The organism is Meiothermus granaticius NBRC 107808, from assembly GCF_003574355.1.
Lineage (GTDB): Bacteria > Deinococcota > Deinococci > Deinococcales > Thermaceae > Meiothermus > Meiothermus granaticius.
In genome coordinates, this window is sequence record NZ_QWLB01000030.1 from 29,735 (window position 1) to 44,653 (window position 14,919).

The following is a 14,919-nucleotide window of genomic DNA, read 5'->3' on the forward strand; positions in this document are numbered from 1 at the left end:
TCTTTTGGCTGAGGGGAGGTAATTTGCACGGGTACTAGCCGAATTGCTGTGCTATACTCTCAAACAACGTGGAGAAGCCGATTTACCGTTTTCTGCATTTGGTTTTTGCCTTAGGCACACTGCATCTGTTGGTGCTGGGGGGTCTCGAGGTGCAGCGCTTTTTCCATACCCAAAGCGAGATTCGAGCCGCTGTGCAGCAGGTCCAGGCCCTGGAAAAATCGGTTGCGGCCCTGACCGGTGAGGTGGACTCGGCCCAGACCCCGGTCTTTCGCGAGGCGATGGCCCGGCGAATGGGCTATGTGCAAAAAGATGAGGTGCTTTACCCCAAATCGGCCCTGAACCCCTCGACCGGCCGCTGAACCGCAGCGCGAGGCGGCTCTCAGTTGGCCCTCCTGGGCCGGGGTATGCTATGGCCAATGCTGGAGCGCCTGACCGAGCAGTTTTTAGAGGACGAAACCTTGACCGCGGGCCTATCAGAGGAAGATGCCAGCGAGCTGGTGGGTTGGCTTCTGGGCATTGCCGAAGACCTCGAGGAGCAAACCTCGGCGGGTGAGGGGGGCTTTGAGCACTACCTGGCCCAGCTCAAGCGCCTGGGGGCTCAAGTAGCCCGGTTATCGCGCCGGTACAAGATCCCGGTGGAAGAGCTGGTGGACTTGATTGAGCTGGCCTGGGAAGAGCCGGGTGAGCCGGGGGGCTCACGCCCCATGCAGGCTTAGGCGGCTCCTCCAAGGATTAAGAAACCTTAATCCGCTAATGTGCAAATGTAACGCAGCCGTAACGATTTCCCGTATACGCTACGGGATATGAGCAGGGAGCCATTGCAGGCACAAATTGGCTGGGCCAAACATACCCTCTCCGGGCGGCAGCCCATGCCGCTGCGGGGTTCGCGTATTTCCATGCGCAATTGGCTTCTGCCGGCTCCCAGTGAGTGGAGCGGCTCAGCTGGCCATCGGAATTCCCACGGCAAGCCTGCCTCCCGGCCTACTGCTTAGAACGACCGCAGGAATCGCGCCTGCAATGCTCTAAAACGGCACCACGGGCCCCGGATCCTCCCCGTTAGAGCGGAAGCCCTCAGGGGGCTTACTGGTTGCCAGCAGGGCATCGCGGTCGGGGATCAGATAAGCCTCCAGCCAGTCCAGGGCAGCCAAGGCCGACGCCGCCTCCTCTGTGGCCTTGACCTCGCGGGCTTCTACCAGGGCCCAGCCGCCCGGACCCCGCACCTTGATCTGTACTGGAACGGAGCCGTGGAATTCATCCAAGCGGCTCCTCAGCTCGAGCATCCGCTCCTCGTCCAGCAGGGCCAGGTCGAGACTCAGCTCCAGGACTTTGGGCATGCCCTCGAGGTGGTCATAGGGGTACACCTCTTGAGCCATCACTCGGAAGGTCTCGCCCTCCCCGTCAGGTTCAACCTCAGCCACCACCAGCACCGCCGCATCTTCACGCAAGAGCGGAGAGACCCGGTCATAGGCTTTACCGAAGGTGACCACCTCGACCGCTCCGGTCTCGTCGCCCAGGGTGAACCGCACCAACATCCCCCCGGATTTGGTGGGCTTTCTGGCAATCCCCTCTACCAGACCGGCCAGCAGCAAACGAGCCCGGGTACGATTTCCCTTCATCTCGTGGTAGCCCTTGGGCAGCTCTTCGATGGTGCAACTGGCGGCCTCCCGCAGCCCCTCATAGCGCGAGAGCGGGTGCCCGGTAACGTAGATGCCCAGGGCTTCTTTCTCGAAGCGCAGTTCGGTCAGGGTATCCAGCACCGGTTGGCTGGGGATGGCGGGTTCTTGCGCATCCCCGAACAGCCCCATCATGCCCGACTGGGCCTGTTCGCGTTCCACCTGGGCCCACTTGAGGAGGTCATCGAGGGCTGCAAGCATGGGCCCGCGCCCCTGCGGATGAAGGGCATCGAAAGCCCCCGCCTTGATCAGCGATTCCATGACCCGCTTGTTGGCCACGCTGGCGTCTACCCGCTTGAGGAACTCCGGCAGCGACTTGAACCGCCCACCGCGCTCGCGCTCTTGAATGATGGCTGCGGTAGGGCCCTCGCCCACGTTTTTTACCGCGGATAACCCAAACAAGACATTTTGGCCCACCGCGCTGAAGCTGAAGCCGGAGTTGTTGATGTCTGGAGGCAGCACCTCGACCCCCATCTGGCGGGCAGCGCGGATGTACTCCGCCACCTTGTCGGAGTCGTGGCGTTCGACGGTGAGCAGCGCGGCGTTGAACTCGACGGGGTAATGGGCCTTTACATACGCGGTTTGGTAGGTGAGGATCGCGTAGGCTGCCGAGTGCGACTTGTTGAATCCGTAGTTGGCAAAGGCCTCGAGCAGATCGAAGAGCCGATCGGCCTCCTCCGCGGGAATTCCCCTCTCTGCAGCCCCCTGCTTGAACTGCGCCCGGTGCTTTTGCATCTCCTCAACCTTCTTTTTGCCCATGGCCCGGCGCAGCAGATCGGCCTCGCCCAAGCTGTATCCTGCGGCGGCTGTGGCGATCTGCATGATCTGCTCCTGATACACCGGAATCCCGTAGGTTTCGCGCAGGATGGGCTCCAAGAACTTTCCGGCGTTGGGGAAGGGGTCATAGGTTACCGCCTCGCGCCCGTGGTGGCGGCGAATGTAGGTGGGGATGTTTTCCATCGGGCCGGGGCGGTACAGGGCCCCCAGGGCGATGATGTCCTGGATGCGCCGGGGCTTGAGGCCACGCACGGCTGAGGTCATCCCCGCTGAGTCCAGCTGAAAGATCCCCTTGGTCTCGCCCCGTCCCAGCAGTTCGAAGGTGGCTGGGTCGTCAATGGGAATCGTGTCGTAGTCAATCTCTACGCCCTTTGACTCCTTGACGATGCGTTTGCACTCGTCCAGGAAGGAGAGGGTGCGCAGTCCCAGAAAGTCCATCTTGAGGAAGCCGAGGGCCTCCACTGAGCTCATGTCGTACTGGGTGACCTTGCCGCCGCCGTCCCCGGCCCGCATCAAGGGGATCCAGTCCTGTAGGGGCACATCGGAGATCACCACCCCTGCGGCATGCACCGAGCTTTGGCGGTTGAGCCCCTCGAGCTTCTGGGCTACCTCCATCACCCGGGCCACCAAGGGGTCTTTTTCCATCTCGGCCCGGAGATCAGGAATGGTCTCGATGGCCTTTTCCAAGGGGGTAGGCTTGCCGAAGACCACCGGAATCAGCTTGGCCAGCTCGTCTGACTTTTTGAGGGGCAGACCAAAGACCCGGGCGGCATCCTTGATGGCGGCCTTGGCTGCCAGGCTACCGAAGGTGCCGATCTGGGCGACCATCTCATCGCCATAGCGTTGTCGGGTGTACTCGATTACCTCGGCCCGCCGCACATCGGAAAAGTCGGTGTCAATATCGGGCATGGAGACCCGGGCCGGGTTCAAAAACCGCTCGAAAAGCAGGTCGTAGGCCAGGGGGTCTATGTTGGTGATGCGGATGGCGTAGGTGACCAGGCTTCCCGCCGCGCTGCCGCGCCCGGGCCCCACGCTGATGCCCTGGTCTTTGGCCCAGTTGATGAAGTCCTGAACGATCAGCAAGTAGCCAGGGAAGCCCATCCGCTCGATCACGCTGAGTTCGTAGACGGCCCTCGAGAGGATTTCCCAGGGTCCCCAGGTCATGTTCTCGGTCAATTCAGGCAGAACCGCGCGGGCGGCCTCGAGGTCCTCCAACCGGGCCAGCTCCAGCGATAGGGTTTCCCCGTCCCCGTGTGGGACGGACTTTCCCAGCTTGCGGAGAAACTCGCCGTAGAGGGCAGCGGTGATCTTGTCGGGGTAGCGCCTCAAGAGCCCGGCGAAGGTCAGCTCGCGCAGATAGGTGATCTCGTTGCGTCCCTCGGGCAGCGGAAAGCGGGGAATGCGGTACTGGACCTTCTTGGGCACCAGCTCGACCTCGCACCTCCGGGCGATGTCCACCGAGTTATCAAAGAGCTCGTCGTGTCGGGCACCCCATGCGCTTTTTTGCGCCGCAAAGGTTTGGCGCATCTCCTGAGGGGTCTTGACGTAGAACTCGTCACAGGGAAACTTCCAGCGACCCGGGTCATCCCAGGTGGCCTTGCTCTGCACCGCCAACACCACCGCGTGGGCCTCGGCGTCCTCCTTGCGCACGTAGTGGCCGTCGTTGGTGGCCACCAGCCCCAGGCCATATTTGTCGGCGAACTCCTTGAGCACCCGATTGACCTTTTTTTGCTCGGGAAGGCCGTGGTCTTGGATCTCCACGAAGTAGCGATCCTCCCCGAAGATGCTCAGGTATTCCTGCAAGCGCCGTTCGGCCTCCTCGTGCCGCTCTTGCAGGATGAATTGGGGGATTTCCGCCCCCAAGCAGCCGGTCATGGCGATGATTCCGGCGCTGTGCTCGCGCAGGATTTCTCGGTCAATGCGGGGCTTGCCGTAGAAGCCCTCGAGGTAAGCCCTGGAGGCCAGGCGGCAGAGGTTCTGGTAACCCTCCATGTTCTGGGCGAGCAGGGTGAGGTGGAAGTATCCACCGTCCAGGCCCTTTCCTTGTTTGCGGTCAAAGCGCGATTCCGCTGCCACATAGGCTTCGTAGCCAAGGATCGGCTTGACCTCATACTCTTTGGCATATTTGTAAAACTGCACCGCCCCGAACATGTTTCCATGGTCGGTCATGGCCAGCATGGGCTCCTCGGGGCTCACCTGCTTGACCCATTTCAGCAGGTCTTTGAGCCGGGCTGCCCCGTCCAGCAGGGAAAACTGGGTGTGCTGATGGAGATGGGCGAATTTGCAGGCCGGGCAATCCTCGAGATGGGGGTTCAAGTCTTTGGGCATCTCCCGTCCATCATAAGACCCGCCTGGGGCCCACACCGGGGGTTGGCTCAGCGTTTGCGGATCACCAAGAGGGGGGTGGAGCAGTTGTGGAACACCTTGTCGGTCACGCTGCCCATCAGCACCCGCTCAATGCCCTTGCGGTTGTGGGTGGCCATCACGATCAGGTCGTGGTCCTTGGCGGCCTCGAGGATTGCGGTCACTGGGTGGGTCTCGGCCAGGAGGGTTTTGGCCGGCACCCCCTGGGCCCTGGCCTGGGCCGAGAACTGCTCGAGCACCTCCTGGGCCCTGGCCCGCAGCCGCTCGGCTGTTCTCAGGGGCCTGGCTGAGGAGGAGGCGGGGTCTTCCAGGGCGTAGAGCAGGGTCACCTCCCCTCCAGCCGCACGGGCCAGCTCGAGGCCTCGCTTTAAGGCCTCCCGCCCAAACCCGCTTCCATCGGTGGGGATCAGAATTCGCTTGAACACATCCACCTCCTGACACCGGCCAGCACCGCCCGGTAACACCGACCCAACCCTTGCCCCACTGTAGAATCAAACCGCCGGGACTTGTGCCCTAGCCCACACTAGGCTGGCTTGACATTTCCTTGACCGATCTACGCCTACACTAAAGGCTGATGTCAAAGCTGCTCTTGGTCGAGGATGAACCCGCGGTGCGGATGGGCTTGCGACTCTCGCTTTCCAAGGCCGGCCACCAGGTGCTCGAGGCGGCTACCTCGAGCGAGGGCTGGGATAAGCTGGCCGGGGCGGATTTGCTGATCCTCGATTGGATGCTCCCCGACGAACCTGGGGTGCGGCTTTTAGAGCGTCTGCGCCGGGATGGGCGCTATGAGGGCCTACCGGTGCTGATGCTGACCGCTCGAGCCGGGGAGGCCGACCGGGTGGAGGGGCTTTCGCGCGGAGCTGATGATTACCTGACCAAACCCTTTTCCACCCCCGAACTGGTGGCTCGGGTACAGGCCCTGCTGCGGCGGGTGGGGAAGAGTGGGCGGCTCGAGCGGGGCGGGCTGGCCTTAGACCTCGAGCGGCACCAGGCCTTTCTGGATGGGCTCAGCTTGGAATTAACCCGCCGCGAGTTTGACCTGCTTTCTTTCCTGGCCCGGCATCCGGGGCGGGTATATACCCGTGAGGAACTTTTGGAGCGGGTCTGGGGCCAGGAGTTCCTGGGTACAGCCCGCACCGTGGATCAACACGTAGCCCAGCTGCGCGATAAGCTGCACGAGGATCCCAAAAACCCGCGGTTTTTGGAGACGCTGCGTGGGGTAGGGTATCGCTTCCGCGAGTAGTAAGGTAGGGGTATATGCCAAAGGGGGGCGCCAAGGGGCAGCAGGCTGAGTGGCGGTTGCGCCGGGCTGATCTTCACCGGCTTTGCGAGAGGGGGTTGTGAGCACCTCCCGCCAGCTCCTCGAGATGGCCTGGGAGGCAGCCCGCGAGGGGGTGCTGGTCTTTTCCGAGGAGCGGGTGGTTTACCTCAATCCGGTCGCGGCGGCCCTGTTGGGCGTCGAGCGGGAGAAGGTTTTGGGACGGCCCCTGCTGCTGGCCCTGCGCGACCACAAGCTCGAGGCCCTGTGCCACCTGGGGGGGGAGGTCACGGTGGAGGCTCGAGGCCGCATGCTCTGGGCCAAGTCGGTGCCGGGGGTGCTTTTGCTCTGGGACCAGACCGAGGAGCAGGCCCGTCTGGAGGCGCTTGAGGAATCAAGCCGGGTGCTGGCGCATGAGTTTCGCACCCCGGTTACGGGAATGCTCTCGCTGCTGGAAGCCCTACAGGCCGGGCTCTCGGGCGCAGAGCACGACGAAGCCCTGGCGCTTTTATACCAGGAAACCCAGCGGCTCAAGCGTCTGGTCGAGGATCTGCCCCTGACCAAGCGGCCTTCGCAGGAGCGGACCTTTGCCCTCGAGGAGCTACAGCCGCGGCTCGAGCGCTTTCTGGCCCCGATGCTGGCCGAGCGGGGCTCTTGGATTGCCTGGGACATCCGCCACACCATCCGAGCCAACCCCGATGCGGTGTATCAAGCCCTGCTCAACCTGCTGGACAACGCCCTCAAATACGGGCCCAGCGGCAAGATTGAGGTGGTGAGTCAGGAAACCCCGGAAGGGGTTTGGATCGAGGTGCGCGACCGGGGTCAGCCGCTGCTCGAGTTCGAGCGGTTGTTTCAGCCGGGCGCGCGGGGGATGCATGCGGCCAATGTGCGGGGAACCGGACTGGGGCTGGCCCTGGTGCGCCGACTGGCCTCGGGTTGGGGAGGGGAGGCCTATGGCCGGGCTCTGGCCCAGGGCAACGCCTTTGGCCTGACCTTTCCCCGATATCCTGGGGCTAAGGTGGTGGTTCAAGACCCCGAAGGAGAAACCTATGCGTGAAACCCTAGACCGCGAGTTAGGCCATCTCACCCAGGAGACCATCCGCATGATCTCGGTGGTACGGGAGATGGTAGACCATAGCGCCAAGGCCCTGGCCGAGCAGAACCCATCCCTGGCCCAGGACATCCTGGCCCAGGACAAAGAGGTGGATGCCCTGGAGCTGAAGATCGAGGCCGAGGCCATCGGGCTGATGGCCCGGCAGCAGCCGGTCGCCAGCGACCTGCGCTTCATCTTCACCGTGATCAAAGCCCTGACCGACCTGGAACGGGCGGGGGACTACGCGGCCCATATCGCCGAGGATGTGATGGTGCTGGCCAAGGAGTCCCCGCTCAAGAACTACATCACCCTCCCCGACATGGGGCGTCGCCTGACCGATATGCTGGACTTGGTCTCCAAAGCCTTGGCCGAGCGAGACCAAGAGGCGGCTCAGGAAGTGTTGCGCCGCGATGACGAGATTGATGGGCTGTATGAAGAGGTCACCCGTGAACTCCTAACCTACATGCTCGAGGACCCCCGCACCATCTCCAAGGCCCTCACCCTGATGCGGGTGGCCCGCAGCTACGAACGATTGGGGGATCACCTCGAGAACATCAGCGAGCGCATCTTGTACTGGCTGACCGGCAAGATGGAGAAAAAGCCGGAAGATGTGCATTGAGGAGAGGGCAGACCTACACGTTGAACCCAAACATCCGCATCTGCCGTTTGCCGTCCTCGGTCATCTTGTCCGGACTCCAGGGGGGGGTCCAGACGAACTCCACGTTGACTGCATTAACCCCCTCGAGCCGCATCACCGCGATCTCGGCATCGGCCTTCACGATATCCTGAGCCGGGCAGCCGATGGCCGTGAGGGTCATGGTGATCTCCACTATGCCGCCCTCCTTGACCTCGGCGTCATAGACCAGCCCCAGATCCACCACGTTCACGGGGATTTCCGGGTCTCTGACCACCTTCAGGGCCTCTAAAACCTGCTCTTTGCTGGGGAGCACTGCCTCGCTCATAGTGCCATCATAGGGCACCCAAGCGCCGAAAAGCTGGCCCGTCTTTCAAATGAAAATCCCACCTGAGGTGGGATGGTTGGAGCGGGAGACGGGATTCGAACCCGCGACATCAAGCTTGGAAGGCTAGTGCTCTACCAACTGAGCTACTCCCGCAGGCTTGCCGACTGGTCGGGGAGACTGGATTCGAACCAGCGACCCTCTGCTCCCAAAGCAGATGCGCTACCAGACTGCGCTACTCCCCGCCTGCAAGGTTGAGGTTAGATGCGGCCTGAGCCTTCACTCTCGAGCCGTCCAAGTCTACAGTTTGCCCTTCCCCTGGCTTAATGTCAATGTGAAGGGCTGCGCGACCGCACAATGCCCACACGGTTCATCCCCTAGGCTAGGGAGCGATGAGCGCATCAGGAGCGGCCGATAAAGACCTGCTCGAGTTCCTTAAAGAAGGCGCAGCAGGGGTTTTTCAAGGGTTGGGCCGGGTTAATATTGTGGTGGTGGGCAAAACCGGCGCGGGCAAGAGCACCCTGATCAACGCGCTGTTTCAAGGGGAACTGGCCCGAACGGGGGTGGGCCGACCGGTCACCCCCCACACCCAGGAAATCAGCAAGCCTGGGGTGCCGGTGCATATTTTCGATACCAAAGGCCTCGAGGTGGCGGATTACAGCGCGATCCAGAAGGAGATCGCCCGCTTGATTCGTAGCCGGGCGCGCCAGGCCGATCCGCTCGAGCACATTCATCTGGCCTGGTTGTGCATCCCTGAAGCCACCAAGCGGGTGGAGGAGGCGGAGACCGCTCTGGCCCGCGACCTGGCCGGGGAGGTTCCGCTGATCGTGGTGCTGACCAAGTCGGTGGAAGCGGAGGGATTCGCGGCTGAGGTGGAGGCCTTGATCCCCGAGGCCAAGGCGGTGATTCCGGTGCTGGCTCGAGACATGCCCTTGCGGGGGGGAACGGTATTCAAGGCCTTCGGTCTTGAGGAGCTGGTGCAGCGCTCAATGGAGCTGCTGCCCGAGGGGGTAAGGGCGGCTTTTGCCGCGGCCCAGAGGGCCAGCATTGCGGCCAAGCAGGAGGCCGCACGCCAGATTGTGACCAAGGCTGCGGTGGCCGCTTCCGGAGCGGCCACGGTTCCGATCCCCCTGAGCGACGCGGTGCTGATCTCGGGGGTACAGGTGGCCATGCTGAGCGGCATCAGTAAGGTCTGGGGGCTGAACCTCGAGCGCGGCTTTTTCATCACCCTGCTGAGCAGCCTGTTGGGTACCTTGGGGGCTACGGTGGTGGGCCGTACGGTGGCCGGTGGGCTGGTCAAGCTGATTCCGGGCCTGGGCTCTCTGGTCGGGACCACCATCAACGCCACCACCGCGGCCACCCTGACCAAAGCCCTGGGGGAAGCCTATATCGCCACCCTAACCGCCCTCACCCACGGGGATCCCCAGCGGGCCCCCACCCCTGGGGAGGTCGCGGCGGAGCTGCGCAAACGACTGGGCCAGCTCCGCTGGAAACCAGGGTCGGATCAGACCAACCTCGAGCCTTGACAGAACCCCCTGCAAGCGCTACCCTAGCCTTTGCCGACGGCAGGAATGCCGCGCGTGGGCCGTTAGCTCAATTGGCAGAGCAACTGACTCTTAATCAGTGGGTTACAGGTTCGATTCCTGTACGGCCCACCACTGAAACTCCAGATCGAAAGGGCCGGGGCTAGTTCCCCGGTTTTTGCTTTGGGTTGCCCGCGCTGGGTAGGGCTGGCGTGACCCTCGAACCCCCCTTTGCGTTTATTTGTGCTCACCCATCGCCTGGGGCTCTGTTACCCTGGTGGCTTAGGTGAGTCGCCCATATACCCTCCTCAAGTACCTTCAGTGCCTTTTGGGTGCAGCCTTATCCCTTCGCTTCGCACTGCTAGGGGTGATCGGCATCGCTGGACTGGCCTGGGCTCAGTTCCCCATTACCCAGAGCTTTACCACCAACACCGCTCCTGGCTGGGTGCTGGGGGGGAATGCCTCCCTGACCAGCGGAGGCGTTGATCCCGCTGGGGCCGGATATCTGCGCCTGACGGGCAATTCCGGCAACCAAAAGGGATACGCCTACTACAATGTGGCCTTTCCCAGCAGCCTGGGGGTGACCATAGACTTCGAGTATCTCGCCTGGGGAGGGAGTGGGGCCGATGGGATCTCGATGTTCCTCTTTGATGGGAGCACCACCAGCTTCAAAATCGGCGATTTCGGGGGTGGGCTGGGGTACTGCCAGGGCTATAGCAGTGCCCTGGTGGGTGGGCTCTCCAATGCATATGTGGGGATTGGCCTGGATGAGTTTGGCAACTTTGCCAGCTCTACCGACCGTTGCCCCAACGGAGGCCCGGGCGTGCGCCCCGATGCCCTCTCCATTCGCGGCCCCGGCAACGGCAACAGCGGCTATGCCTATCTAACCGGTACCGGAACCCTCGCAGCCGGAATTGACTATCCTGGCGGTACGGCCCGTCCGGCGGCCTCGACCTATTACCGCCGGGTGAATGTTTCGATCGTCCCTAGCGGCTCGAGCTATAGCATCACCGTAAGCTGGCAAACCAGCCCAGGGGGGGCTTTCACCACGCTGCTGGGTCCCTACACCATGCCCTCTCCCCCTCCCAGCACGCTCAAGCTGGGCTTTGCTGCCTCTACCGGGGGCTCAACCAACTACCACGAGATCCGCAATGTCTCGGTTAATCTGCCCGCTGACCTCTCCATCAGCAAGACCGGCCCGGCCAATGGGGTGGCCGGTGCGCCCATCAGCTACATCCTTACAGCCAGCAACGCCGGGCCCAACGCCGTCACTGGAGCGACGATCACCGACACGGTGCCGGCCAGCATAACCAACGTCACCTGGAGCTGTAGCGCTTCCCCTTTAGCGAGCTGTGGAGCTACGTCTGGCTCGGGCAACAACCTGAGCTTGAGCGCCAACCTCCCGGTGGGTCAGACCGTCACCGTAACGGTTAACGGGACCATAAGCCCGGTGGCTGGAGCCACCACCATCACCAACACCGCCAGCATCAGCCCTCCTACAGACCGTACCGACTCCAACCCCGCCAACAATACCGCCTCGGTAAACACGGCAATCACCGGGTATACCGTCTCTGGAACGGTGTATTCCGACCTCGAGCCCGACGGGGTTCGTGCTCCCAGTGAGACCGGAACGGGCCTGAGCCTCTACGCCAAGCTGGCACAGGCTGCGGGCTCGAGCTGCACCCCTCCGGCCTTGCTCGCGGCGGCGGTGAACCCCTCTACGGGAGGGTACAGTTTTCCAGGGGTGGGCCCAGGAAGTTATTGCATCGTCCTCAGCGGCAACAACAGCCTTTCCGACCTCACGCCGAGCTTGCCCACAGGTTCGGGCTCCTGGCGCTTTGTGAATCCGCCCAATGGGCAGCTGCAAGTGACGGTGCCGGCGGCCAATCTGCCCGGCCAGGATTTCGGTTTGTTCAACGGTGGACAAGTAACTGGGCGGGTTTTTTATGATAACGGAGAGGGCGGGGGGACCGCCAACGATGCACTGCAGAACGGCACAGAGCGTGGTGTGCCCAATGTTCGGGTGAGTGCTGCTCAAGGCAGCAATATCCGCAGCGCCCTCACCGACTCTCAGGGTAACTACATACTCTGGCTCCCGGCCAGCCTATTTGTTGCGGGGAACGTGGTCCTCTCCCACGCCCAGCCTGCTCCCACCGGAACCAACCTGGGGGGAGGGAGTGTGGTGTTGGCCTCTGGGTTCAACGCTCCAGCCGCTCAGCAGCGCAACCTAAACTACACGCTGGGGCAAAATTATCTGGGCTACAACTTTGGCATCGTGAAGCCCAGTCTGTTTTCTCCCGCCCAGTCGGGGCAGAGCACCAGCCCAGGAACCGTGACCTATAGCCACCTGTTCAAGCCGGGAACCCTCGGAAGCGTGACCCTGAGCCTAAGCGGGGGGAGCTATGCCTACCAAGTGCGGCGTGATGCCAGCTGTGACGGCAATTTTGGGGGTACGGCCTCGGCCTGGCAGAACTTGCCGCTAAGTTTCAATGTGGACAGCACCTGGCCTCGAGACCCCGATGGTGGCCTCAAAGGTTGTGCGCTCGAGGTTCGGGTGGTCGTTCCTGCGGGTCAGCCCAGCGGAGCCGTAGACTCTGCAACCTTCACCGCCAATCTGCTTTGGAGCGGCAACCCCAACGTAACCGATCCAGAAGTCCTGACCGACACCACCTCCATCGGAACCTTGGGGGCCTTGAGCCTCTACAAGCAGGTGCGCAACTGCGGGAGCGGGGCTTGCAGCGGAGCCTACAGCACCAATGTCAGCGGGGCCCCAGGGAATGTGCTCGAGTATTGCATCAACTACCGCAACCTCAGCACCCAAACCCTCACCCAGGTGGTGATCACCGATCCCGTGCCCTTCTTCACCAACTACGTGCTGGGGAGCCTTAGCCTGAACGGCAGCACCCTTACCGATGCCGCGGATTCCGATGCCGGGCAGGTGCTTTCCGGGGTGGTCCGGGTGCAGGTGGGAACCCTGGGCCCCGGCGGCAATGGGCAGGTGTGCTACCGGGTTCAAATTCGCTAAGAAGCCCCCATAGGGCTGGAGGCAGAGCGGGATGGAGCCGCCTCGTGGTCGGGGATCAAGCGCTCGGCCTGACGAATGAAGGGCAGGGCATAGGCCAGCAGGGCAATGGCTGCTTCGGTCAGCCCGGCCAGTACCAGCATCAGCCCCATTCCGGCTCCTGGCCCAACCCCTACCCAGGGGCCGAAAACCTCGGCGAGCGGGCCACCGGGCATTAGGGCAGGGGTAAAGAAGCGATCGGCGGCAGGGCCAGCCAGCAGCATCGCTAGGGGAGAGGCCATCCAGGCGATCATCCGGCGGGCTGCGAACACCTTGCCCTGAATGTCCGGCGGCACCTTGGCCTGCCAGATGGCCTGGTTGCAGCCGTTGAGGATGGGGCCGATCAGCGAACCGATTAACGCCGCCCCCATCCATACCGGTAGGCTTTGCCCCAGACCCATCGGCACCGCTCCCAGCAGGCCCCCCAGGGCCATGCCGAAGAGCACCGCGTTGACCTTGTTTCTGGGCCCTCCCCAGAGGGCAAGCAGAACCCCGCCCAGCACCCCCCCAAGGCCTGCTGCCGACTCTACGCTGCCCAAGGCCAGCTGGTTATACCCGGTGCGCGAGAGGATCATGGCGGCCATCACCGTGAAGCCGAAGTTTTGCGCCAGGTTAACGAACAAAAACACCGTTTGAAGCCCGAGCAATGGTGGGCGGGCCAGGATATACCGGAACCCGAACAAGGACTCTTGCAGTAGGCTACCCTGTGCTTCCTGCCCTTCTTTGCTCGTGGTTGGTTGTGGAATCCTGACCCAGATCAGGGTGCCCATCGCAACCAGAAAACTCGCAATATCCACCAGCAAGATCCCCTGTAATCCGATCAACCCCAACAGTGCAACCGCCAAGATGGGAGCGCTGATATTGGAGGCTGATTCCGCCAGCGACATCATCCCCGAGGCCCGGGCATAGTGCGCTTTGGGGATCATGGTGCTGATGGCTGCGGAATAGGCGGGCCACTGAAAGGCCTGAAAGGCTCCGATCACGAACCCCCCTACATAGAGATGCCAGAGCTGTAGGTGTCCGCTGGAGTACAGCAGGAAGATCAAGGTGCCCACGGTTCCCCCGGCGATATCAGAGAACATCATCACCAGCTTGCGGTTCCAGCGGTCTACCAGGGCTCCAGCGATGGGGCTAAAGGCAATCAGGGGTAGAACCGTGAAAAACCCCATCAGGGCCAGGCTGGTCGCTGCTTCGGTCTGCTTGAAGACGTAGAGGGTGAGCCCAAACTGGGTCATGGCGGACCCTAGGAGCGAGACCAGTTGCCCGGCCCACACCACCGTGAAAGCGCTCATACCGCTGGGAGGACGCATCCGGTTTAGGGTAGCTCGAGCCTACTCCAAGCCCAATCCTCAAGTTAGAGTAGGGCTATACATCGGAGTTTTTATGCCCATCTGCCAACCCATGCTCGAGCTTCACCATCCGCTGGCCGCCCGCATTCTGGCCGACCCCGACCGGGCGGCCCTGCTCAAACCCTTCATGCGCGCCCCCATGAGCCTGAAGTGCGCGGCCGATGAGCTGAAGGTTTCCCTTCAGGCCTTGCACTACCGCGCGGGGCAGATGTTGGAGGCCGGGTTGCTCCAGGTGGTGGGTGAGGAAGCGCGCCGGGGGCGGCCCATCAAGGTGTACCGAGCCACCGCAGCGGCGTTTGAGGTGCCCATCCAACAGGTGCCACCCCCACTGCTCGAGCGGCTCGAGACCCATGCCACCTGGAAGCGGCTGTTCGAGGAGGGGTTGAACCTGTTGGCCTCCAACGGTTATGGTCAGGGGAACCTGCGGGTTGGCTTGGGTGAGGATGGCAACCTGATCTGGAGTGCTGGAGGGGATCAGGACCCCAGGCCCCTCGAGCTGGATGAGGATCAACCGGCGGTTTTGGACTTCTGGAGCGCAGGGGTGCGCCTGAGCCGGGAAGAGGCCAAGCGTTTGCAGCAGGAGCTTTGGCAGCTTTACGAGCGTTATGCAGGCCGTAGCCAGGGGGAGCGTTATGTGCTGCACATGGGGTTGGTCCCGCGCCCAGGGGGATAAAGATCGCCCAGGGGCATTTGCTACACTGCCTGCATGGCGGTTCGCAAGCAGTACAGCATCACCGGGAAGGTGGGCGACAAGGCTCTCGAGCTGACCTTCGATGGGCAACACCTGCACGGCCGGATAGGGGGGGCCTTGGGCAAAGAGGTGTCCTTGAACCTGGAATCGGGGTTCATCCAGGGCCGGGTG

The 14,919-nt window shown here is 62.7% G+C and carries 12 protein-coding genes and 3 tRNA genes; 9 read left to right on the forward strand and 6 right to left on the reverse strand.

Features of this window, described 5'->3' with window-relative positions:
* The first annotated feature begins 68 nt into the window (after nucleotides 1-68).
* Both Mgrana_RS11250 and Mgrana_RS11255 read left to right on the forward strand, forming a co-directional pair.
* Entirely contained in the window at nucleotides 69-359 is a 291-nt protein-coding gene (locus Mgrana_RS11250) for a septum formation initiator family protein (protein WP_119357706.1), read from the forward strand.
* Between the two features lie 57 nt (nucleotides 360-416).
* Nucleotides 417-716, forward strand: coding sequence for a hypothetical protein (locus tag Mgrana_RS11255; protein WP_119357707.1), 300 nt, complete (start codon nucleotides 417-419; stop codon nucleotides 714-716).
* 306 nt (nucleotides 717-1,022) lie between these two features.
* Here the strand turns inward: Mgrana_RS11255 and dnaE are convergent, their stop codons facing one another.
* Together dnaE and Mgrana_RS11265 are read right to left on the reverse strand one after the other, a co-directional pair.
* The gene (gene dnaE, locus Mgrana_RS11260) at nucleotides 1,023-4,778 is read right to left on the reverse strand and encodes a DNA polymerase III subunit alpha (protein WP_119357708.1); all 3,756 of its coding nucleotides are present in this window, start codon (nucleotides 4,776-4,778) and stop codon (nucleotides 1,023-1,025) included.
* A gap of 47 nt (nucleotides 4,779-4,825) precedes the next feature.
* Nucleotides 4,826-5,239, reverse strand: a complete 414-nt coding sequence (locus Mgrana_RS11265) for a universal stress protein (RefSeq protein ID WP_170146458.1) — start codon at nucleotides 5,237-5,239, stop codon at nucleotides 4,826-4,828.
* Between the two features lie 149 nt (nucleotides 5,240-5,388).
* Between Mgrana_RS11265 and Mgrana_RS11270 the strand changes: the two genes are divergently transcribed.
* The 3 genes from Mgrana_RS11270 (at nucleotide 5,389) to phoU (ending at nucleotide 7,784) form a co-directional block, all read left to right on the forward strand.
* On the forward strand, nucleotides 5,389-6,057 hold the full coding sequence (locus tag Mgrana_RS11270) for a response regulator transcription factor (RefSeq protein ID WP_119357710.1): 669 nt from the start codon (nucleotides 5,389-5,391) through the stop codon (nucleotides 6,055-6,057).
* 124 nt (nucleotides 6,058-6,181) lie between these two features.
* Nucleotides 6,182-7,129 (forward strand): sensor histidine kinase, encoded by a 948-nt coding sequence (locus Mgrana_RS11275; protein WP_119357722.1) that lies wholly within the window; start codon nucleotides 6,182-6,184, stop codon nucleotides 7,127-7,129.
* Complete coding sequence (gene phoU / locus Mgrana_RS11280) at nucleotides 7,122-7,784, forward strand: phosphate signaling complex protein PhoU (protein ID WP_119357711.1); 663 nt, start codon at nucleotides 7,122-7,124, stop codon at nucleotides 7,782-7,784. Before Mgrana_RS11275 ends, phoU begins: the two co-directional genes overlap by 8 nt.
* A gap of 13 nt (nucleotides 7,785-7,797) precedes the next feature.
* Here the strand turns inward: phoU and Mgrana_RS11285 are convergent, their stop codons facing one another.
* From Mgrana_RS11285 to Mgrana_RS11295, 3 genes are all read right to left on the reverse strand, one after another.
* Complete coding sequence (locus Mgrana_RS11285; protein ID WP_119357712.1) at nucleotides 7,798-8,127, reverse strand: metal-sulfur cluster assembly factor; 330 nt, start codon at nucleotides 8,125-8,127, stop codon at nucleotides 7,798-7,800.
* Nucleotides 8,128-8,204: 77 nt separating this feature from the next.
* Nucleotides 8,205-8,280 (reverse strand) — tRNA-Gly (locus tag Mgrana_RS11290).
* Nucleotides 8,281-8,292: 12 nt separating this feature from the next.
* Nucleotides 8,293-8,369, reverse strand: a tRNA-Pro gene (locus Mgrana_RS11295).
* A 147-nt stretch (nucleotides 8,370-8,516) separates the two neighbouring features.
* Between Mgrana_RS11295 and Mgrana_RS11300 the strand changes: the two genes are divergently transcribed.
* From Mgrana_RS11300 to Mgrana_RS11310, 3 genes are all read left to right on the forward strand, one after another.
* Nucleotides 8,517-9,650: a DUF697 domain-containing protein gene (locus tag Mgrana_RS11300; protein ID WP_119357713.1), complete on the forward strand. Its 1,134-nt coding sequence runs from the start codon at nucleotides 8,517-8,519 to the stop codon at nucleotides 9,648-9,650.
* Nucleotides 9,651-9,706: 56 nt separating this feature from the next.
* A tRNA-Lys gene (locus Mgrana_RS11305) sits at nucleotides 9,707-9,782 on the forward strand.
* Between the two features lie 151 nt (nucleotides 9,783-9,933).
* Nucleotides 9,934-12,672, forward strand: a complete 2,739-nt coding sequence (locus Mgrana_RS11310) for a lectin-like domain-containing protein (protein ID WP_147021182.1) — start codon at nucleotides 9,934-9,936, stop codon at nucleotides 12,670-12,672.
* On the opposite strand, the gene Mgrana_RS11315 is transcribed toward Mgrana_RS11310, so the two are convergent.
* The gene (locus Mgrana_RS11315; RefSeq protein ID WP_240631346.1) at nucleotides 12,669-14,018 is read right to left on the reverse strand and encodes an MFS transporter; all 1,350 of its coding nucleotides are present in this window, start codon (nucleotides 14,016-14,018) and stop codon (nucleotides 12,669-12,671) included. The genes Mgrana_RS11310 and Mgrana_RS11315 overlap by 4 nt on opposite strands.
* 73 nt (nucleotides 14,019-14,091) lie before the next feature.
* On the opposite strand from Mgrana_RS11315, the gene Mgrana_RS11320 reads away from it, so the two are divergent.
* Nucleotides 14,092-14,730, forward strand: a complete 639-nt coding sequence (locus tag Mgrana_RS11320; RefSeq protein WP_119357716.1) for an ArsR/SmtB family transcription factor — start codon at nucleotides 14,092-14,094, stop codon at nucleotides 14,728-14,730.
* Nucleotides 14,731-14,919: the final 189 nt, after the last annotated feature.